Source organism: Tardiphaga sp. (assembly GCF_044336785.1).
Taxonomy (GTDB): Bacteria; Pseudomonadota; Alphaproteobacteria; order Rhizobiales; family Xanthobacteraceae; genus Tardiphaga.
On the sequence record NZ_JBIIOT010000068.1, the window covers coordinates 1 to 20,736 of the forward strand.

Genomic DNA, 20,736 nt, shown 5'->3' on the forward strand with positions numbered 1-20,736 from the left:
GAGTGTCGCCGTCCCTGAACCGACTTCCACATAGACCGGGAGATTGACGACCGAGGCAGCGCCCGTGCCGATCAGCTTGACCTGCAACAGCACGCGGGTCTGCGCCGTATGGACGCTAACGCCCTTGTTACCGACCGCGACCCAGCTCGATCCTTGCGGCCGCTCGCCGATCTGCACGATCAGCTGCACGCTGGCGATACCCGGCAGGTTGATATTGACGCCGGTATTCACCTGATTGGTGCCATTGGCGATGCCAGCGGTGGCCTGCAACAGATCAAACAGTGAAAGGCTAACGCCCGTCTTCGGCTTAGTGCCGACCTTGAGATCGGCATAGGGCCCGGCATCGATCAGCGATAGCGGCGTGAGCTTGGCGGTGGAGGATGTGGCAGCTTGCGAGATGGTCGAGAGCGCGGTCGTCGCCGTACTGCCGCCATTCGTGGCCTGCTGCGTGCTGAGCGCGGCGGCCAGAATGTCGCCGACTTTGACATTGGCATTGAGGACATTGTCGTAAGTGGCGGCCGTGAGACCGATACGTGTCGACAGCGCGGACAGGAAATCGAATGCGTCGATGCGCGCATTCAGCAGCGCCTGATAATCCATCACCGATAGCGACAGCGTGGTGCCGAGCAGCGAGCCGAGCACACTGTTGAGCAGGCCGCCGTTGAGTGATGCCAGACGCGAGCCGATGGCAAAGGACCCGATCTGCGTGTTGGCTGCGATCGCCTGCGTCTTGATCGTGAAGGCGTTGCTGCCGGTGAAGAACTTGCTGAAGTAAAGCGGCGTCGAGGTCTGCACCGTGACGCGCGCGGCATTGGCCGTGCCGACGGCGGGCGTAACGAAGCGGCTCTGGACAGGAATTGAGGAGTCGGCCGTGTAAGTACCGAGCTCGACGCTGGTCAACGCCGTTGCCGGATAGTTATTGTTGGTCACCGCCGACCTGGCGGCATTGGTCGCATTGGTCAGGTTGCTCGCGGCGACGATCGCGGCGATGTCAGCTGCGCTCTGCGTCTTGCGACGATCGGCTGCAATGGTGCCGACATCGACGCCGAGCGCCGCGCAGCAAATGGCCAGCGTCATGCCGCCAACGGACATGAAGGCGATATTGCCACGCTGATCGGCGGCAAAGCGGCGAAGCAGATTCATCAACGATGCCATCGTCAGAATCCTCCATACGGAATGGAGGCCGAACGGGTCACCAGCGTGGCCGGCTTCGGCACGAAGGGTAGCGTGCAGATGAACATCCCCGCCGCGTCGTAATTCACGGTGACGACGAACACATTCGCATTCGACGGCGACGTTGCCGCCGCAGTCGTCAACTTCGTCGGATTGATCAGTGGATAGGTCGCGGCATTGTTGGTGACATAGGTCGAGGCCAGCGAGCTGCGCTCGGCCTCGGTCATGCCCGCCACCGATGAACGTGCCGCTTCGGCCGCCAGCTGCTGCACGCCGTGAATAACGGCGAGATACGAGCCGAAGACAACGATGCCGAAAACGATCGTCAGGAAGACAGGAAGCAGCATCGCGAATTCGACGGCGCTGGAGCCGCGTCGGCACGATGCAAATGTCTTTCGGTAGCTGGTTGCGAATCTCGACATGCTGCGAGCTTCGCAATGGCGGGTGAAGACTACCTATACAACTTCTATTACCACAAGGGGCTGGCGATCATCTCAGATGCAGGGATAGCGTACGATGTCTGCATTGAAAGTGATGGCCTCATCACTTTCACGGTTGCACAAAGCAAATTCCCTCAGATGTTCATGAAGCGCGATCGCAACACGTCGAGCAGCTGATTGCTCTTCATTCCGCTATCGTTACGCGCGCAGAGCAGCATCTGCGGCACCGCTGGTGTAGGAAGATAATACTCATTGGCGATCATCAGCGATGACGGAACCAGCCGCTTCGGCAACACTGTGAGGCCTATTCCCGCCTTCGCCGCTTCGATGCGGGCGTGAAAATCCGGGCTGGAGAATGCGATCCGATAGATCATGCCTTTGCGCTCGAGCGCCTGCACCATCAGATCATGCATAATCTGACCCGGCCAGGTCAGCAGCGGGATCGGCGCACCAGGGCTGAGCGTAAAATCCTTCGCACGGACCCAGACCACTTCGTCTTCACGCTGATCCACGATTTCCAGAGTCGGATCCGGTGGCGTATCGCTCTGGCTGAGATAGATACCGATATCGACGAAGCCGTCGATCAGGCCTTTGACGATTTCGGCTGAACTGTCGGCATAGATGGAAACATTCGTCATCTCCGCCTTGCTCAGCACTTCCATCATGCGGCGGGAATAGATGTTGCTCAGGCCGAGCCGGATCGGCGTATCATCGGGCGCGCCGCCGCGCAGCATCAGCAACTGATCGTTTGCTTCAAGGATCTTCTTCGCCTGGATCAGCACGAGCTTGCCGAGTTCGGTCGCTGCCGAGCCATTGGCGGATTTCTGAAAGATGCTGCCGCCCACCGCATGTTCGATACGCTTGATCTGCGAACTGATGGCGGGTTGGCTAAGACCGAGGATTTTGGCCGCCTTGGTGATACTGCCGGTTTCGGAAATGCCGACCACCGATCGCATGATCTCGGTGGGAATGCTGGAACTCTGATATCTGCGATGCATTGGCATGGTCCTTCGCGATCGGCGGCAGCCGTGACGTCATCGACGAAGCGAACCGTTCGAGCCGTTCAACCAATCTTTGATCGATACGAACGGTCCGGCGACATCGCTGCGGTCGCTGCAGTTGTGCGTGGCGGGCCCTGCACACTTTCAAAGTGTATCGATCTGCATCGACTGCCAAGCATTTTCGTTCATTTTCTATTCGCGATACCCAATTTGGACTGAGCAACGAGTCAGGACAGGTTTCATTTTACCGAGGCGGGAAGCCGCCGGGCGGACGCCGCTGCCCTCCCACATGGCTCATCGCTTCGAGCAGCTTGATTCGGAATGCCTGGCTCGTGGGAGACGCCGACAGCGACTTCAGGTGGAGATCTTGCGCATCGTCCCGATGAGCACATAAGCCAGTCCCGTGCCGCTCAAGGCACCCGCCAGCTTGATCAGCGCATCCGGAACCTGGCCGTGACGGTCCGGCGTCAGATGCTGCAGCACTTCGAGGCCCACAGCGGCGCCGCCAACCATCAGGGTCACCAGCCATAGATGGCGGGGATAGGCGATACCAAACAGCAGGCCGACCAAGGCAAATGCCCAGAACCGTTCGCCACTGACATTGCCGACATGGGGCCGCAAACCGATCGGCGACAGCGTCGCAAAAGCAACCGCCAGAAGTGCCGACCAGGCCAGAATGATTATGATTTTCCGAAACATTGCGAGGTCATATCGCAAACCGGCGCCACAGCGGCGTTTCTTGCGATGCAGGGTTAATTGGCTGGAACAAATTGGCGATCCCGGGAAGACTCGAACTTCCGGCCTACGGTTTAGGAAACCGTCGCTCTATCCGGCTGAGCTACGGGACCGCTCGCGTGGCTGAACACCACTGGCCAGTTCCATATCAGAGCCCGCTCCGGCTCGCTACCTCTCGCGATGCGTTCGCCTCACATTCCTTTGAAAGAGGGTGGCAGCGTTCCCGGAACAGGCCCGGTCATCGGTCGTTGGCTTAAGGCAAGACGACAAAGATGGAGAACCCACATGAAGACCATTAAGTTTCTCACCGCAGCGGTTGTCGCAACCGGCCTGATGGCAACTCCCGTGCTCGCCAAGGATCAGGACAAGCATCGCGCAAAAGCGCAGGCGGACTACAACGCGCAGATGAGCGACAGCACCTATCGCGATAACGGTTACCGGACCGGCATGCGGACATCGGATAGCGGCTTCTGGCCAGGTGACGTCGCAGCCGGCGCCGTGGGCGGCGCTGTCGGCATTGCCGGCGCAGCCGTCAGCACGGCAGGTGCTATCGCAACGGCACCGTTCCGCGGCTGGGACAACAGTTATGCCTATTATGACGGCCCGACCGATCGCTACGATTCACGCGACTCCTATGCGCGCCGTAACAATTTCGTCTGTCAGCCCGGCACCTGGGTGCGAGGCGAGAACGGACAGCGTCATATTTGTCAGTAAGGCCTGACGACAATGACAACAGAAGGGGCGGCCAAATGGCCGCCTTTTCTATGTGAGTAACCCGGCGCTATACGCCCGGCCACGCGAGACCACACACCAAATCGCTTGATATTGTCTCGAACTACACAACCGACATCTCACGACAACCGATCTTCGCACTTCACCAGCGATTTCGGGAATCCGTTTAGTGAGCGCGAGTTCCACTCGTCTGCTTTGTGTCTAAAAGAGGGGAGAAATGCGTTTCGTGCGGTTGAAAAATGGCGACCAATGGTGACAAATACCTCCGGTGAGCACGGGGGTGGACGTGATCCGATCGACGCCATCAGGGCTGATATCGACGACATCGATGATCATGTTGCTTGCGGCATCTTTTGTGCTGCTGCCTGGTCGCGCCCATGCGCAGTGGTGGACGGCGGCTCCTGCCGATTATGAAGATTGTGCTGACCGCGTCGAGAAATCGTCGCTCAGCGGCGAAGCCAAGGCATCCGCATTGTCGAATTGCGAGAGCACATTCGCCGCCCGTCGCAAGCGCGGCGGCGGCTATGTCTATCACGACTTCATGCAGAATCGCAGCTTCGACATCGCCGGGCCGAATCCCACCGCCGCCGAGCAGAAGATGATCGACGAGCAATATGCGATCTATCTCAACGATCAGCGCCGCAACATCATCCTGGCCGCCTTCGCCAAGAAGCAGAGCGAGGCGCAGCAGCAAGTCGTCGCCGAAACCGATTTCCGCGACGAAGCCACGACACAAGGCGCAGCTGCAAGTACACCAGTCGCACTGCCCCGCCCGCGTCCGAAGCCGCGCGCCGCCAAAGGCCCGGATTGCGCAGCAGAGCCGCTTGTTTGCGGCTGGGCGAAACTGTCATCGGGCCTGAAGGACATCAAGGATGCCCTGTTCGGCGCTCCCGCGCCAGGCAAGACCAAGCGGACCTGATCCAGCCTACTCAGGCGCGTACGGACGAACTTAGTCCGAGATCACCATGGCCCAGAACATCCGATATGGCGATTTCGGATTGGCCACCGACGCCACGCCCACCTTGCGTGCGCCCGGCATCAACAGATTGGCGCGATGACCGGGGCTGTCCTCCCACTGCTTCAACGTTTCCGTGAAGGTGAGGAAGCCGGCCGCGATATTCTCGGCCGCTTTCGATTTGCGCAACTTGGACACGCGCGTTGTAAACGCCCCGCCGACCTCATGGCTGACCTTGCCACTGACTGACATGGCCTGCGCCTGCACGAGCGCGACCGCTGCAAGCTTGCTGTCGGATGTAACGGCTGACAGCTTGTGGGCACGCCGAAATGCACTGATCTGACCTGCGTAGTCTGCCGCATGCGCAGGCACCGGAATGACGATGCTCAGAAGGCAGGCAGACAACAGCATGATCCAACCAGCAGATCTCATCGATGCACTCAGCGCTTGTGACGATGACGACCAGGCGGTCGGCGTCGCAATGGCTTTTCGATGATCACAGGCTGGGCCGACTGAGCGGCACGACGCTGCTCGGCAAGACGCGCATCATAACCGGGCGACGGCGTCACCGTGGGCGGCACGGCCCAGGCGGGCGCAGTGATGCCGCATACGAACAGAGCGACGATCGATAGAGAAAAGGGAGGTCGCATCGGTCGTCCTCCAGGACATTTCAAAAAAGGCCTGAAGCGCAAAGCGCCTCAGGCCAGAATTTTCGAAGCCGAAACTTACTTCTTGGCCTTCTTCGCCTTGGCAGCGGTCTTGGCCTTCTTCACGGTCTTCGCGACCTTCGTGGTCTTGGCGACCTTGGTGGCTGCGACCTTCTTGGCCTTGCGGCGACGATGTCCGAGCGGAATGCCAAGCTTGATGGCCTTCTGACGCAGCGAACCACCGGTGCGCTTCATTTCCTTGGCGATCTTTTCGAGCGGGGTCTGGGCCTTGGAATGCGCGCGGAGGACTTTCTCGTCTTCCTTGGTGTATTCGCGGCGCACGAGTTTCTTTACTGCTTTCTTGGCCATTGGATCTCCGATCTGTAGTTGAGAATTTCAACCGGCACACGCTCTGCCGATAAATATGAAGGGGACTGAACGTCAGATTCGTTGCAAGAAATCGAACCACCGTCAAATCACGCGACTATCTATACTAAAGAAGTTGAGAATGACATAGCCTTTGATGCCACATGCGATGAGCAGTTTTGCACGCAATGTTCGCGAGCTCTAACTCACTGAATGATACGCATTTACTACCCGAACGCATGATCAGGTGGCGCATCAGCAGCGCTCGAGGAAACAGGCTGATCGAAAAATATAGCTGCACTAAACATGTCGATAGCGTCACGCACGTCGAATGATGCACAATATTACCGCCACAACGTGATGATGCGTGCATTTCGAAATCGTTCGCGCGCCACTTGGTCAACAATCGCTCGGTCACGACGCGATTTCCAAATGTGTAGCACCGCGGAAAAGACTTAATCGGCGGTAATAGCGATCAACTACAGACCACGAATTTTTTGAACCGTGAGCGCCGGCGATCCACGCTTCGCATCCTCCGCGCCCTTCACGAGGTCGATCACGCGACGGCTCAGCGGCGCCTCAACACCATATTGATTCGCCGACTGCACAACCACACCCTGTAGATAATCGACTTCGGTCGAGCGGCCACGCTGCAGATCTTCCCACATGGATGAGCGTGCATCGGCATCGATCTTCATGACACGCCGCAAAACCACGCCAAAGAGACTATCCGGTAACCGCAGGACATGTGGCGTCAGCCATGGCGGCATCGCGGTCATCGCAATCGGTGAAATGCCTGCAGCACGTAATACCGCGAGTCCCTCGGCCATCTGATCCGCGAACAGGAGACGCCAGGCACGCTGCTGCAACTGCGTGCGAAGCGGCAAATCGGATAGCGCATTCAACGCGTTGTTGAGATTGAGCAGCAGCTTGCCCCAAAGTACGCCGGCGATGTTGGCGGTCGACTGCACCGGCAAATGAGCGACTGCCAGCCGAGCTGCCGTGTCGTCGTCATCGCGCTCGACCACCAATGCGCCGGACGTGGCGCGGTGCACGGTCCCGTCATCGCGCGTCACCACATTGAAAGGCACCATGCCGCCCAATACGCGATGGCCGGGCAACGCCTGCTTGAGAACGGCAACATTGCCGACGCCATTCTGCAGACTGACGATCACTGCATCTGCGGCCGCATGCTGAGCGATCAACGCCGCCATTGCGCCGGTATCGCCGCTCTTGACCGCGACGATGATGATGCCGGCGTCCTTCATGATGGCCGGATCCTCGGACGGCGCGACTTGCTCGGCATGCAACTGCCAGCGCCCACCTTCAAAGCTCGTTAGCTGCAATCCGCTGCGCGCGATACCTTCGATCACCCGCTTGCGCGCCAGCAGCGAGACATTGCGACCGGCTGTGGCCAGCATACCGCCGACAAAGCAGCCGATGCTGCCGGCGCCGGCGATACAAATGGGGCGTTGTGCGTTCACGTCACTTCCCACTGTGATGATCTTCGTTCCTAGCAAAATGATGCAGCACTGCCTACCTGTGGAACCGACGCGACTTGTCCGCGTCATATCGCGCAGCTATCTTTTTCAAGGGCTGGCTGAACAGGAGATGGTGATGGGTTTGCTCGACATTCTGAATGGCATGGCCAATGGTCCGCGCGGCCCCAGCGATCCCAATGACAAGAGCGGCGGCATGTCCCCGCTCACCATGGCGATCCTCGCGCTGCTTGCTTACAAAGGCTACAAACATGTCACCGGCGGCCAAGCGCAGCCGGCGCCACAGGGGCAGCCGCAGCAGGTGCCCGCACCGACCCAGGCCAATGCCGAAGGCGGCGGTCTTGGTGGATTGCTTGGCGGACTTCTCGGCGGCAATAGCAGTACTGGCAGCACCGGCGGCATCGGCGATCTCCTTCGCGGCCCGCTCGGCGGTATCCTTGGCGGCGCAGCGGCGGGCAGCGTGCTCAGCGGTGGTCTCGGCGATCTCGTCAAGCGTCTCCAGGAAAACGGCCATGGCGATGCGGCGGACTCCTGGGTTCAACCGGGACCGAACAAGCAGATCTCGCCCGGCGATCTCGGCGCAGCACTGGGTGCCGACGATATCGCGCAGCTGACGTCGCGTACCGGCCTCTCGCGCGAGCAGCTGCTGTCCGAACTCAGCAACGAGCTGCCCGGCGCCGTCGATGACTTCACGCCGGAGGGGCGCCTGCCGACCGAAGACGAAGCCTCGTCGCGCTGGGTCTAACTGATTTCAACAAGGGGGAATTGCGATGCCCTGGATCATTCTCGTCGGCTTCGTCGCGGGCATTCTCGCCCGCATCATCTCGCCGGGCCCGAACAATCCGTCGGGCTTCATCCTGACCACGGTGCTCGGCATTGCCGGCGCCTTCCTGGCGACGTTTATCGGTCAGCAGATCGGCCATTACGGCCCGAACCAGGGCGCCGGCTTCATCACCGCCACCATCGGCGCGCTGGTGGTGCTGTTCATCTGGAACAGGCTGGTCGCCCGCGGCACGATCCCCGATCCCGGTCGGCGATAAACGTCAGAATGGAAAGCCCCGGTCAGCCTGACCGGGGCTTTTTTCTTATGCCCTGATCGACTGCAGATGCATGCCGGCATCCATGCGCACCAGCTCGCCGGTCATGTGACCGGATGGCGGCGTGGCGAGGAAGCAGATCAGTTGCGCGATATCCTCGGCGGTCGAGGCCGCCTGCAACGGGACGCGCGCAATCACCGCATCTCGCACTTTTGCTGCAGCTTCCGCACCACGGCCCTTGGTGAACCAGGGCGTATCGATATAGCCGGGACAAACCGTGTTGACGCGGATCAGCGGCGCCAGCGCGCGCGCCAGCGACAGCGTGATCGAATTCAGCGCACCCTTGCTGGCAGCATAGGCGACCGACGAGCCGGCACCAGACAGGCCGGCCATGGACGACACATTCACCACCGCTGCAGCACGGCCCGAGGCCTTCGCGCTGGCTTCAAGCAGCGACCGCGCCGCACGCACCATCTGATATGGCCCGATGGTGTTGATGCCATAGATCCACTGGAAATCTTCGGCCGACAACCCGTCGAGATCGTCATGCGCCACATGCTTGGTGACGCCAGCATTGTTCACCAGCGCATCGATGCGCCCCCAATGCGCCGCCGCCGCGACGATCTTCTTGCAGTCTTCATCCTTCGAGACATCGCCCTGCACGACCACAACCTCGGCCGCGCCAAGCTTGCGGCACTGTTCGGCCGTCGTTTCCGCCTCTTTCGCGCTGGACGAATAATTGATCACGAGCCGCGCCCCGTCCTTGGCGAGGATGGCCGCCGTTGCAGCGCCAAGCCCCGACGCCGATCCCGTGATCACCGCACACAAACCGTCCTTCGACATCCGCATTCCCTCTGTTTCTGTTGTTCAGGTGGAGTGATCTAACACAGCCGCTTCACGCTGGTATACAACCCGCCGCAACTCGCTACGCGGAATAAGCGCGCATCATGCCGCCACTGCAGACCACAATGCAGGTGCGCCGCTTGCATCATGCCGGCTTTTCATCATCATGCCCGCAACAACAGTGGCAGCACCCCATGCCCGGCATCCCTGCCGAATGAGATGCGCTATCGAACGGGGAACGCCTTGACCGAGACAGACAATATCGTCGCCGAAACCGCCGAACGCATCTTCGCCGATCTCGCGGACGCACAAACCATCAATCACGACAAGCAAGGCGCCTGGAAGGCTCCACTGTGGCAGGCGCTGACTGACTCCGGCCTGCCACTGTCATGGGTCCCGGAAGAATGTGACGGCTCCGGCACCAGCATGGCCGAGGGTTTCAGCGTGCTCAGCGTTGCCGGCCGCGCCGGTGTCAGCGTTCCGCTCGCCGAAACCATGCTGGCCGGCTGGCTGCTCGCGCAAGGCAAGATCAAATCGCCCGAGGGCATGATGACGGTGGCGCCGGCCAACACGCGCGATCGGCTCACCCTTAATGCCGACGGCACCATCTCGGGCCGCGCCCGCGGCATCCCGTTCGCCACGGAGGCAAAGCACTTTGCCGTCGTTGCCGGTGACTCCATTGCCCTGATCGATGCCGGCGCCACCAAAATCGATGGGGGCCTCAGCCTCGCCGGCGATCATTCCGACACCGTGCATTTCGACAAGGTGAAGCCCGTCGCGATCGCGAAGGCACCAGCCGGTATCGATGAGAAAGCCCTGTTGCTGATGGGCGCCCTCGCCCGCAGCCTGCAGATCGCCGGCGCGCTGGAATCGATGCTCGGCATCAGCGTGCAATATTCCGGCGAGCGCGTCGCCTTCGAGAAGAAAATCTCGAAATTCCAGGCGGTACAGCACAATCTCGCCAAGCTGGCCGGTGAAACCTCCGCGGCCCTCGCAGCCGCAAGCTCTGCCGCCGATGCCTTCTCGCACGGTGCACCGATCGACGACGCGCTGTTCCTCGAAGCCGCTGCCGCAAAGATCCGCTGCTCGGAAGCCGCCGAGAAAGGCGCCGCCATCGCGCATCAGGTGCATGGCGCCATCGGCTTCACCCGCGAGCACATCCTGCATCGCTACACGCTGCGCGCCCTCGCCTGGCGCGACGATTTCGGCAGCGAGAGCTACTGGGCCGTCGAACTCGGCAAACTGGTGGCCAGGCGTGGTGCCGATGAGCTGTGGCCGCTGGTCGCGTCGCGCTAAGACAGAGAAACGAGAACCCACATGACTGCAGCCCTTCGTTTCGACCCGATCCGCCTGCCGCCCGAATGCGAGCAGCTCCGCAAGGAAGTCCGCGCCTTCCTCGCCGATGAAATCGCCGCCGGCACCTTCGATCCTCATCGCCCGGTGCAGGAAGACGCCGACAACCGCGAATTCTCCCGCCGCGTCGGCGAGAAGGGCTGGCTCGGCATGACCTGGCCCAAGCAGTATGGCGGCCATGAGCGCTCGTTCCTCGAACGCTATGTGGTCACCGAGGAAATGCGCGTGGCGAACGCGCCGGTGCGCCGCTTCTTCGTCGCCGACCGCCAGAGCGGCCCGGTGCTGCTGAAATACGCGCCTGAGCACATCAAGATGGACATCCTGCCGCGCATCTGCCGCGGCGAGATCTGCTTCTCCATCGGCATGAGCGAGCCGAATTCCGGCTCCGACCTGTTCGCCGCCAAGACCAAGGCGACCAAGACCGATGGCGGCTTCCTGATCAATGGCAGCAAGATCTGGACGACCTCGGCGCATATCGCCGATTACATGATCGCGATCTTCCGCACCTCGCCGCCCACCAAGGAAAACCGCCGGCACGGCCTCACCCAGTTCCTGGTCAACATGAAGACACCGGGCATCAAGGTGAACCCGATCGACCAGATCACCGGCCAGCAGGAATTCAACGAAGTCGTCTTCACCGACGCCTTCATTCCCGACGACCACATGCTGGGCGAGATCGACGGCGCCTGGAAGCAGGCGACGAGCGAACTCGCTTACGAGCGCTCCGGCCCCGAGCGTTTCCTCGAGACCTATTACACGCTGACGGAACTGGTTCGTGCCGTCGGCCCCGAGCCGGACACCCGCAGTGCCGAAGGCATCGGTCGCCTGGTGGCACAGCTGCACACCATGCGCCGCATGTCGGTGTCGGTGGCGGGCATGCTGCAGGCCGGCAAGGAGCCGGTGGTGGAAGCCTCCATCGTCAAGGATATCGGCACCGTGTGGGAGCAGCAGCTGCCGCATCGCGTCCGCGACCTCGCCGCTTTCGTCGATGACACTGCGTCGAACCACGCCACCCTCGACGAGATGCTCGACTTCGCCATCAAGACGGCACCCAAACTCACCATCCAGGGCGGCACGACGGAAGTGCTGCGCGGCATCATCGCGCGCGGCTTGGGCCTGCGGTGACCCTTTTCTTCACCTCTCCCCTCCGGGGAGAGGTCGCCGCTTCTTGGCGGCGGGAGAGGGGGCAGCCCCAAACTCCGACGTCACTTGCGGCGCCCCTCACCCTAGCCCTCTCCCCGGAGGGGCGAGGGGACGATGGAGCGCCTTCGCTTTCGACATCATATCGATTTGGAGCCTACTCATGACCACCTACAAAGACATCGCCGTCGAGACCCGCGGCCACATCGCGATCATCGAGATCCGCAAGCCGCCGCTGAACTTCTTCGACATCCTGCTGATCCAGCAGATCGCCAACGCGCTCGATGAGATCGACGCCAATCCGGAACTGCGCGCCACCGTGCTGTGCGCGCAGGGCAAGGCGTTCTGCGCCGGCGCGGATTTCAGCGATCCGAACCGCAAGGAAACCGAAGCGGCCGCCAAGAGCGGCGATCCCGCCGACAATCTCGGCTCCATCGGCCATCTCTATATGGAAGCCGTGCGCATCTTCCGCGCCAAGAAGCCGATCGTCGCCGCCGTGCAGGGCGCGGCCATCGGCGGTGGCCTCGGCCTTGCGGTGTCAGCGGACTTCCGCGTTGCCTGCCCGGAAACCCGCTTCGCCGCGAATTTCACCCGTCTCGGCTTCCACCCAGGCTTCGGCCTCACCGTCTCGCTCACCGAACTGATCGGCAAGAACAACGCCGAGCTGATGTTCTACACCTCGCGCCGTGTCGGCGGCGAAGAGGCGCTGAAGATGGGCCTCGCCAATGTGCTGGTGCCGCAGGACCAGGTCCGCGATGCCGCGATCAAGCTGGCCGAGGAGATCGCCGAGAATTCCCCGCTTGGCCTGCTCTCGACCCGCGCCACCATGCGCAATGGTCTTGCCGACCGCGTCGCCAAGGCGACCGAGCACGAGCTCGCCGAACAGACCCGCTTGCGCAAGACCGAGGATTTCAAGGAAGGCGTTGCGGCGACATCCGAACGCCGGGTACCGAATTTCAAGGGGCGCTAAGTCCCCGCCGGGTTTGTTCTGCAAACCTCACACTGAAATGGCCGGGTTCGCCCGGCCATTTTTATTTATCTCAGTCCCTCATGGTGAGGAGCGCGCTCTTGCGCGCGTCTCGAACCATGCGCTGGCTTGGCTCTGGCGCTCGCTGCCATCCTTCGCGACGCGGCCTAGGGCCGCTCCTCAGGATGAGGGCAGAGTGGGCGGAAAGTCGGCTATGCCTTCCGCACCACCAGTGCATCGACGATCGTCACGCCTTCGCCGACCGGATGCACCAGCACCGGATTGAGCTCGATCTCGGCCACCTCGCCTTTCAGCTGTGCCGCCAATTGCGAGATCTGTGCAATCAGCGCGGCAGCAACCGACACGTCAGCATGCGGCGCTCCGCGAAATCCATTCAGCAGTGGCGCGCCTTCCAAGCCATTCAGCATCTCGCTTGCCTCGTGCGCACTCACAGGTGCCGGGCGGTAGACGACATCCTTAAACAACTCCGTCGTCACACCGCCAAGCCCCACCATCACCATGGGCCCGAATGTCCTGTCCAGCAGCGTCCCGACAATGATCTCGACGCCCTTCTTCGCCATTGGCGACACCAGCACGCCTTGCAGCACCGCCTGCGGCCGATGCATCTGCGCACTCGCGATCAACGCATCATAGGCCGCTGCCGCTTCTTCATTCGTCGCGATGTTGATCTTGACGCCGCTGACCTCACTCTTGTGCGGGATATCACGCGACTGGATTTTCATCACCAGCGGGAAGCCGACCTTGGAAACTGCAGCGACGAGTGCCGTTTTGTCGGCAACAAGAATTTCATTCGGCAAGGCAACGCCGGCCATCTGCAGCAGCGTCTTGCTGTCATGTTCCGACAATGTTCGCGCCGTTAGATGCTTCGCCAGATCGGCTGGCACATGCGCGGCTTCGACGACTGGCTGGGCCAGCTCGAAGCGCGCGTGATCGACGAGCCTCCGCATCGCCACACTCACATGAGCAAGTCCTGACAGCACCACGACGCCGGACTCGGCGAGCCCGCTACGCGCAAAATTCGATGGCAGCGTGTAGGACCAGAACACGATCGGCTTGCGCTGCGCCGCGATCACCGGCTTCAGCTCCGGCGTCTTGAACGGCATCCGCGTCTCGCTGGAGAGCGAGATCACCACCAGGATCGCATCGACCTCGTCCGACTTGTCGAGCAGTTCGATCGTCTTCTGCAACCCACCGCTATGCACCGCCTGCGCCGTGATATCGATGGGATTGCGCGGCGAGCCGTAGGACGGGATCAGGCCACGAATGGTGGCCTGAACCCCCTCCGACAATTCCGGCACCTGCAGACCCTGTGCCGACACCGCGTCAGCTCCCCAGATGCCCGCACCACCGGAAACGGTGACAACCGCCACCCGTTCACCTTTCGGCAGTGGCGACGTGGTCAGTACCGCAGCAATGCTGACGGCTTCATCGAGGTCATTGGAGACAATGAAGCCGTAGCGCGCGAACACCGCATCATAGGCGGCCGTCCAGCCCGCCATGCTCGCTGTATGCGATGCCGCAGCGCGTTCACCCGCACCGGAACGACCGACCTTTGTGACGATGACGGGCTTTCCGATCTCCGCCGCCTTCCTTGCAGCAGAAAGGAATTTATCGACGTCGCGAATACCCTCGATGAACAACAGGATCACATCGGTTGCGGGATCCTGCACCATATAGTCGAGGAACTCGCCTGCTCCGAGATCGGACTCGTTGCCGGTGGAGATCACCGTACTGAGCGCAATACCGAGCGCCTTGGCGCGGTTATAGATCGCAAAGCCGATGCCGCCGGATTGCGCAACGATGCCGATCCGCTTTTTGGTGGCGACCAAGAGCGGCTGGTCCGGCTTCACATCCACCGTCGGGCTGAAAGTCGCCGCTATTCCTGCAATCTGATTGTAGTAGCCTTCGGCATTAGGCCCGGAAATGCGAATCCCTGTGCGCTTTGCCAACGCGGCGATCTGGTCCTGCATGGCGATCGAATCGCCGCCCTCTTCGGCAAAGCCTGACGAGATGATGATCGCGTGCTTGACGCCGAGCCGGGCGCAATCCTCCAACGCGCCCAGCACGACGCGGGCGGGAATGATGACGATCGCAAGATCGATCGGCTCGCCGATCGCGCCGAGCGATGGGTAGCACGTCAGGCCATCGATATCGGGATAGTTCGGATTGACCGGATAGATGGCGCCGGAAAACTGGTTCTTGCGCAGAAATGCCAGCAGCAAGCCCGGAATTTTGTGAGTATCACGCGAGGCGCCGATAATGGCGATGCTTGCCGGATTGAAGAACGAATCCAACGGATGTCGAACCGACACGGTCATGGCGCTTCCCGGTGATTGTTGTTGCCGAGATGGTGCCGCGCCGAGCGCGATCAGGCAACGACGCGAAACGTGACCCCACCCAGCAGAAATGCATCATCCGCCGATGGACATCCACGCGCCCGCGCTTTGCCCAGCACCTGCGCGACATCGTTGACACGAAATTTGAGCCCGGTCATGGCCTCGGCCTTGCCCTTGGTAAAACGCAGACAACCGTTCGGCAGCGCAATCTGCGGATCGTTGTTCTTCGACGAAGTCAGTGGGATGCCGATCAGATTGCTCCAGTGCTGCGCCAGATCGTAGTGATCCGGGCTTTGCAATTCGACTTCGAGCAGGGCACGCGTGATGTCATGGCGGATCGACTCCTGCCAGTTTGGGCCGGCCGGCGGATAGATATCGAAATCGTCGTCGCTGCCTGCGGTGTGATTGAATTCAATGAAGGCTGCGCGGCAATCACGCGGATGCAACTGCACGCCATGATAGGGTGGATGATCGATCACATTGGCCGTCCGGACACCAATGCTGGCGGCAAAGCGGCCGCGTTCATCGGGATCCTCGCAGGACAGGATCACCATGTAGCCGCCGCGCCCGCCTGACTTCTCGATGAAGCGCCCGGCGGCCGTGCCGGGCTGTGTTGGCGCCACCACTTCGAGCAGCGTGGCATCGACGGGCATCAGCGCGTTTTCGAGTCCGTACTTCTCGACATGCGGATCACGGTAGCAGACATCGAGGCCAAGAATGGCCGTGATGTCGCCGACCACAGGCTCCAGATGCGGAGCGACCAGACAGACTTGCCGCAACCGCATCTGGCTCATGATTATTGCCCCTTGAAAACCGGCTTGCGCTTCTCGACGAAGGCTTTGGAAGCCTCCTTGTGATCCTCGGTGTCGCTGCAGCGGGTATGGTGGATCGCCTCGCCGTCGAAACAGGCTTCCAGCGTCATGGTCTCGGCATTGTTGATATTGGTCTTGATATAGCCGTAGGTGATGCTCGGCCCGCGCGCGAGTGACATCGCGAGTTCGCGGGCAGCGGTTTCCACCTCGGCATCATCGACCACCTTGGTGACCATGCCGAGCCCGAGCGCTTCCTGCGCCGTGAGCACCGGCGACATCAGATAAAGCTCACGCGCCTTGGCGCTGCCGAGCATCTTGGTGAGGAAATATGTGCCGCCGTAATCGCCGGAGAAGCCGACCTTGGCGAAAGCCGTGGTGATCTTCACCGATGACGAGGCAACGCGAAGATCGCAAGAGAGCGCAATCGAAAGACCTGCGCCTGCGGCAGCACCATCGAGCTGCGCCACCACCGGCTTTGCCATTGTGTGCAGGAGGCGCGACACTTCCATGCCCTTGCGCAGGTTCACCCGCTTGGCCTCGAACGGCAGCGGCGCGCGGCCGGCGGCCATCGACTTGACGTCGCCACCGACACAGAACGTGCCGCCGGCGCCCTTGATGAGCACGGCGCGCACGTCATGATCTTCCTGGGCGCGACGCGCGGCCGCGACCAGACCTTCGGTCATCTCCACATTCAGCGCGTTGCGCCGGTCCGGACGGTTCATGGTGATGGTGAGAAGACCGTTGTCGAGGTCCTGCAGGACGATGTCTCTCATAGTTGATGCCTTTCCATTCTTGTTCTTCTTCACCGCCCCCATGGTGAGGAGGCGCCCTTGGGCGCCGTCTGGAACCATGGCCCCAAGCTCTCATCCTTCGAGACGCCGCTTCGCGGCTCCTCAGGATGAGGGACGGAGCTTTACTTCTTCACCAGCGGGCAGCGCGATGCTTCGAGCGGCTGGAACGCCTGGTCAGCCGGAACGGTGGCCGAGAGCTTGTAATAATCCCAACGCCCCTTCGATTCCGACGGCTTCTTCACCTCGAACAGATAAAAGTCGTGAATCATGCGGCCGTCCTCACGGATCTTGCCGTTCTTGGCGAACATGTCGTTGATAGGCGTCTCCTTCATCAGCTTCATGACGGCCGCGGAATCGGTCGTCCCGGCCGCTTTCACCGCCTTGAGATAGTGCGACACCGACGAATAGACGCCGGCCTGGGCCGAGGTCGGCACGCGGCCCTTGTTGCGGGCCTGGAAGCGCTTGGTGAAGGCGCGGGTTTCGTCATTGAGATCCCAATAGAAACCTTCAGCCAGGATCAGGCCTTGCGCGGTGTCGAGACCGACACTGTCGATGTCCGAGATGAAGGCCAGCAGCGGCGACAGCTTCTGGCCGCCGCTCTTGGTCAGCCCGAATTCAGCCGCCTGCTTGATCGCCGTGATGGTGTCGCCGCCGGCATTGGCAAGGCCAACGACCTTGGCCTTGGACGATTGCGCCTGCAGCAGGAAGGACGAGAAGTCCGCCGTGTTCAGCGGATGCTTGACGCTGCCCACCACCTTGCCGCCCGCCTTGGTGACGACAGCGGTCGTATCCTTTTCCAGATCCTGACCGAACGCATAGTCGGCCGACAGGAAGTACCAGCTGTCGAGGCCGTTCTTGACGGTGGCGAGACCGGTCACATTGGCCTGCGCGTAAGTATCGAACACGTAATGCACGGTATAGGGGCCACAGGCTTCGTTGCTGAGGCGGATCGAGCCCGGACCGTTGAAGATGATGATCTTGTTGCGCGCCCGCGCGATCTCGCTCGCAGCCAGCGCGGTGGCCGACGCCGCGACGTCGACGATGGCCTCGACACCCTGATTGTCGAGCATGTCGCGCGCGATATTCGCCGAGAGATCGGCCTTGTTGAGATGGTCCGCTGCCACGATCTCGATCTTGCGGCCGAGCACTTCGCCGCCGAAATCCTCGGCTGCCATCTTTGCAGCGAGTTCGCTGCCGGGGCCGGTGATATCGGCGTAGAGGCCGGACATATCGAGGATCGCGCCGAGCTTGAGCGGCTTGGTCTGCGCCATCGTCCCCGATGTCGCAGCAAAAAGCATGGTCGATGCAAGCAGGCCGGAAAGCAGTGTCTTGGTCTTCACGTAGTCCTCCCTCGTCGCGCATTGTTGCGCGGCATTCGTTGTTGGCGCGATCATGCCGCAAGGGAACAACAGCGGCAAGCGGCTGCAACGTGCTTCGCATCGCAAGAATTGCTCGAAAGAAACGCAGTTTCCGCAAAGCGGAATGGACTTACGCAACGGCGCCGACATAGGGTTGCGTATCAACAAACAGGACGGCCAATGCGTGTCACGATCTTCGCGCATGCAGGACGGCGGGCCGCGCTGCGTGCAACGCCCGTGATCGGTCTCGTGGCATCGACGAGTCTCGCCTGTGCATCGGCCTGTTCGTTCGAGCCGCAGGGCATCGGACGCATCGCAGACGCAATCGATATCCGCACCTTGCGCATGAGCGATGGCGCCGAGGTTCGCCTCGCAGGCATCGAGCCCGCAACATCCGGCCCGTCCGACACCGAACTGAAATCCCTGATCCCCGAAGGCGATGTCGCACTCCATGGCGAGAGCGACACGCCCGATCGCTACGGCCGTCAGCCCGTTTTCATCTTCACCGAGATCGACGGGCCTGCATTGCAGGTCCGCATCCTGAGCGCCGGCCTGGCGCTTGCCTCGGGCACCATTTCGGACCGTGCCTGCGGTGCGGAACTGGCCGCGGCCGAGGCCACTGCCCGGCGTGCCAAAACGGGAATATGGTCGCGCGGTGGCGTCATCAAAAACGCCGTAATTCCCGGCGATATTCTGGCGCAGTTGGGGCGTTTCGTCGTGGTCGAAGGACGCGTTTTGTCCGTCCGGGAGGCCGGCACCACGACTTATCTCAATTTCGGCCGTCGCTGGACACGGGACTTTGCCGTGTCTATTTCAAGGCGCATGATGCCTGCCTTCGCAGGGGCGGGAATCGTGCTCAAATCCCTTGAAGGACGACGGATTCGTGTGCGTGGATGGGTCGAGAGCCGCGGTGGGCCGCGGATCGAGGCGCGCCATGTGGGGCAGATCGAGGCGGTCGGGGACTCAGGGACCGCCAAAGATAGACTACCGAGGCAGGACGCAACAACGTGACGGGTGTGGGACGGCAAACCAGCTTGAGCCGCCGCCTTTGGGCTGCGCCGGTTGTGCTATGCGCAGCCCTCTCGCTATCGGCTTGCGGCGACACCAGCCGTTTCGAAGTGGCCTCTGCCGCCGTGAAGCCGCCGACGCCCGCCAAGCCACCCAAGCCGGCAATCGTCCAGACGCCCGCCGCCGAGAAAGAGCACGAGCGCATTCTCGCCTCCTATGGCGGTTCCTATGACGATCCGCGGCTGGAGGGCCTGATCTCCAAGACCGTCGAGCGTCTGGTCGCCGTCTCCGAGCGGCCCGACCTCGCCTACAAAGTCACGATTCTCAATTCCGGCGCCGTCAACGCCTTCGCGTTGCCCACCGGCCAGCTCTATGTCACCCGCGGCCTTGTCGCGCTTGCCAGCGACACGTCCGAGCTTGCTTCGGTGCTGTCGCACGAGATGGCGCATGTGCTCGCCAAGCACGCCTCGATCCGCGAGGAACAGGCGAAGCAGGCGGCGGTCGTCACCCGCGTCGTCTCCGACATGGGCACCAACGATCCCGATCTCACCGCATTGGCACTGGCCAAATCCAAACTCACAATGGCGAGCTTTTCACGCGCCCAGGAATTCGAGGCCGACGGGATCGGCGTCGGCATCTCCGCCCGCGCGCATTTCGATCCGTTCGGCGCCTCGCGTTTCCTATCCGCGATGGAGCGCAACGCTGCGCTGAAGGCCAGCCGCACGCCGCTCGATTCCCGCGCGCAGGATTTTCTGTCCTCGCATCCCGCCACACCCGAGCGGGTGCAGAATGCGCAGGCCAATGCCCGCCAATATGCCTCGCCCGCGGGCGGCAGCGGTGAACGCGACCGCGAGACCTATCTCGCCGCCATCGACGGCATCGTCTATGGCGAAGATCCGAGTGAAGGCTTTGTCCGCGGCCGCCGCTTCCTGCATCCGAAACTCGGCTTCACCTTCCAGGCGCCTGACGCATTCTCGCTCGACAACACCGCGCAGGCCGTGATCGGCGTGCGCGAGGGCGGCAATCAGGCGATGCGCTTCGATGTGGTGCGCGTGCCATCCGAGCAGACGCTGAGCGACTACCTCAATTCCGGCTGGATGGAGAATGTCGACAAGGCTACCACGGAAGACGTGACCATAAACGGCTTCCCAGCCGCAACGGCACTGGCCCGCGGCGACCAGTGGCAATTCCGTGTCTACGCGCTGCGCTTCGGCAGCGACGTCTACCGCTTCATCTTCGCCGCCAAGCAGAAGACCAATGAAAGCGAGCGCAACGCGCGCGAGACCGTCAACTCATTCCGCCGCCTGACGCTGGCGGAAATCCAGGCCGCGCGCCCGCTGCGCCTGAAGGTCATCAACGTCCAGCCTGGCGACACCGTGGAATCGCTGTCGCACCGCATGAGCGGCGTCGATCGCCCCATGGAGCGGTTTCGCGTGATGAACGGGCTTGAGGCGAATGCGCAGGTCAAGCCGCGCGATCGCGTGAAGATCGTAGTGGATTGAACATCAACATCTCATGTCAT

The 20,736-nt window shown here is 61.7% G+C and carries 21 protein-coding genes and 1 tRNA gene; 9 read left to right on the forward strand and 13 right to left on the reverse strand.

The window, feature by feature from the left end; all coding sequences use genetic code 11:
* From ACIQ2A_RS18165 to ACIQ2A_RS18185, 5 genes are all read right to left on the reverse strand, one after another.
* On the reverse strand, positions 1-1,155 hold a 1,155-nt coding region (locus tag ACIQ2A_RS18165; RefSeq protein ID WP_398481788.1), incomplete at its 3' end, for a TadG family pilus assembly protein.
* Positions 1,156-1,157: 2 nt separating this feature from the next.
* Entirely contained in the window at positions 1,158-1,595 is a 438-nt protein-coding gene (locus ACIQ2A_RS18170; RefSeq protein WP_398481790.1) for a TadE/TadG family type IV pilus assembly protein, read from the reverse strand.
* A 152-nt stretch (positions 1,596-1,747) separates the two neighbouring features.
* Positions 1,748-2,611, reverse strand: a complete 864-nt coding sequence (locus ACIQ2A_RS18175) for a LysR family transcriptional regulator (RefSeq protein WP_398481792.1) — start codon at positions 2,609-2,611, stop codon at positions 1,748-1,750.
* Positions 2,612-2,968: 357 nt separating this feature from the next.
* Positions 2,969-3,313, reverse strand: a complete 345-nt coding sequence (locus ACIQ2A_RS18180; protein WP_398481794.1) for a VanZ family protein — start codon at positions 3,311-3,313, stop codon at positions 2,969-2,971.
* A gap of 72 nt (positions 3,314-3,385) precedes the next feature.
* Positions 3,386-3,462 (reverse strand) — tRNA-Arg (locus tag ACIQ2A_RS18185).
* Between the two features lie 172 nt (positions 3,463-3,634).
* On the opposite strand from ACIQ2A_RS18185, the gene ACIQ2A_RS18190 reads away from it, so the two are divergent.
* The gene (locus ACIQ2A_RS18190; protein WP_398481796.1) at positions 3,635-4,063 is read left to right on the forward strand and encodes a hypothetical protein; all 429 of its coding nucleotides are present in this window, start codon (positions 3,635-3,637) and stop codon (positions 4,061-4,063) included.
* A 346-nt stretch (positions 4,064-4,409) separates the two neighbouring features.
* Positions 4,410-5,000: a hypothetical protein gene (locus tag ACIQ2A_RS18195; RefSeq protein ID WP_398481798.1), complete on the forward strand. Its 591-nt coding sequence runs from the start codon at positions 4,410-4,412 to the stop codon at positions 4,998-5,000.
* Between the two features lie 30 nt (positions 5,001-5,030).
* Here ACIQ2A_RS18195 and ACIQ2A_RS18200 read toward each other — a convergent pair whose 3' ends face one another.
* From ACIQ2A_RS18200 to ACIQ2A_RS18210, 3 genes are all read right to left on the reverse strand, one after another.
* The gene (locus ACIQ2A_RS18200; protein ID WP_398481800.1) at positions 5,031-5,468 is read right to left on the reverse strand and encodes a CAP domain-containing protein; all 438 of its coding nucleotides are present in this window, start codon (positions 5,466-5,468) and stop codon (positions 5,031-5,033) included.
* Positions 5,469-5,761: 293 nt separating this feature from the next.
* Positions 5,762-6,052 (reverse strand): hypothetical protein, encoded by a 291-nt coding sequence (locus tag ACIQ2A_RS18205; protein WP_398481802.1) that lies wholly within the window; start codon positions 6,050-6,052, stop codon positions 5,762-5,764.
* Positions 6,053-6,528: 476 nt separating this feature from the next.
* On the reverse strand, positions 6,529-7,533 hold the full coding sequence (locus ACIQ2A_RS18210; protein ID WP_398481804.1) for a 2-dehydropantoate 2-reductase: 1,005 nt from the start codon (positions 7,531-7,533) through the stop codon (positions 6,529-6,531).
* Between the two features lie 133 nt (positions 7,534-7,666).
* Between ACIQ2A_RS18210 and ACIQ2A_RS18215 the strand changes: the two genes are divergently transcribed.
* Positions 7,667-8,293, forward strand: a complete 627-nt coding sequence (locus ACIQ2A_RS18215; protein WP_398481806.1) for a YidB family protein — start codon at positions 7,667-7,669, stop codon at positions 8,291-8,293.
* A gap of 25 nt (positions 8,294-8,318) precedes the next feature.
* Positions 8,319-8,588: a GlsB/YeaQ/YmgE family stress response membrane protein gene (locus ACIQ2A_RS18220; RefSeq protein WP_398481808.1), complete on the forward strand. Its 270-nt coding sequence runs from the start codon at positions 8,319-8,321 to the stop codon at positions 8,586-8,588.
* 45 nt (positions 8,589-8,633) lie between these two features.
* On the opposite strand, the gene ACIQ2A_RS18225 is transcribed toward ACIQ2A_RS18220, so the two are convergent.
* Positions 8,634-9,428 (reverse strand): SDR family NAD(P)-dependent oxidoreductase, encoded by a 795-nt coding sequence (locus ACIQ2A_RS18225; RefSeq protein WP_398481810.1) that lies wholly within the window; start codon positions 9,426-9,428, stop codon positions 8,634-8,636.
* A 243-nt stretch (positions 9,429-9,671) separates the two neighbouring features.
* Between ACIQ2A_RS18225 and ACIQ2A_RS18230 the strand changes: the two genes are divergently transcribed.
* From ACIQ2A_RS18230 to ACIQ2A_RS18240, 3 genes are all read left to right on the forward strand, one after another.
* On the forward strand, positions 9,672-10,724 hold the full coding sequence (locus ACIQ2A_RS18230; protein WP_398481813.1) for an acyl-CoA dehydrogenase family protein: 1,053 nt from the start codon (positions 9,672-9,674) through the stop codon (positions 10,722-10,724).
* Between the two features lie 21 nt (positions 10,725-10,745).
* Positions 10,746-11,906: an acyl-CoA dehydrogenase family protein gene (locus tag ACIQ2A_RS18235; protein ID WP_398481815.1), complete on the forward strand. Its 1,161-nt coding sequence runs from the start codon at positions 10,746-10,748 to the stop codon at positions 11,904-11,906.
* Positions 11,907-12,084: 178 nt separating this feature from the next.
* Positions 12,085-12,891, forward strand: a complete 807-nt coding sequence (locus tag ACIQ2A_RS18240) for an enoyl-CoA hydratase/isomerase family protein (protein WP_398481817.1) — start codon at positions 12,085-12,087, stop codon at positions 12,889-12,891.
* A 209-nt stretch (positions 12,892-13,100) separates the two neighbouring features.
* Here ACIQ2A_RS18240 and ACIQ2A_RS18245 read toward each other — a convergent pair whose 3' ends face one another.
* From ACIQ2A_RS18245 to ACIQ2A_RS18260, 4 genes are all read right to left on the reverse strand, one after another.
* Entirely contained in the window at positions 13,101-15,227 is a 2,127-nt protein-coding gene (locus tag ACIQ2A_RS18245) for an acetate--CoA ligase family protein (protein WP_398481819.1), read from the reverse strand.
* 50 nt (positions 15,228-15,277) lie between these two features.
* Complete coding sequence (locus ACIQ2A_RS18250) at positions 15,278-16,039, reverse strand: hypothetical protein (protein ID WP_398481821.1); 762 nt, start codon at positions 16,037-16,039, stop codon at positions 15,278-15,280.
* Positions 16,040-16,041: 2 nt separating this feature from the next.
* Positions 16,042-16,830 carry an enoyl-CoA hydratase gene (locus ACIQ2A_RS18255; protein ID WP_398481823.1) on the reverse strand — a complete coding sequence of 263 codons (789 nt, stop codon included), beginning with the start codon at positions 16,828-16,830 and terminating at the stop codon, positions 16,042-16,044.
* Between the two features lie 140 nt (positions 16,831-16,970).
* Positions 16,971-18,146, reverse strand: a complete 1,176-nt coding sequence (locus ACIQ2A_RS18260) for an ABC transporter substrate-binding protein (protein ID WP_398481835.1) — start codon at positions 18,144-18,146, stop codon at positions 16,971-16,973.
* A gap of 405 nt (positions 18,147-18,551) precedes the next feature.
* On the opposite strand from ACIQ2A_RS18260, the gene ACIQ2A_RS18265 reads away from it, so the two are divergent.
* Both ACIQ2A_RS18265 and ACIQ2A_RS18270 read left to right on the forward strand, forming a co-directional pair.
* The gene (locus tag ACIQ2A_RS18265) at positions 18,552-19,217 is read left to right on the forward strand and encodes a thermonuclease family protein (RefSeq protein WP_398481825.1); all 666 of its coding nucleotides are present in this window, start codon (positions 18,552-18,554) and stop codon (positions 19,215-19,217) included.
* 23 nt (positions 19,218-19,240) lie between these two features.
* Positions 19,241-20,716, forward strand: coding sequence for a M48 family metalloprotease (locus ACIQ2A_RS18270; protein ID WP_398481827.1), 1,476 nt, complete (start codon positions 19,241-19,243; stop codon positions 20,714-20,716).
* The last annotated feature ends 20 nt before the right edge of the window (positions 20,717-20,736 follow it).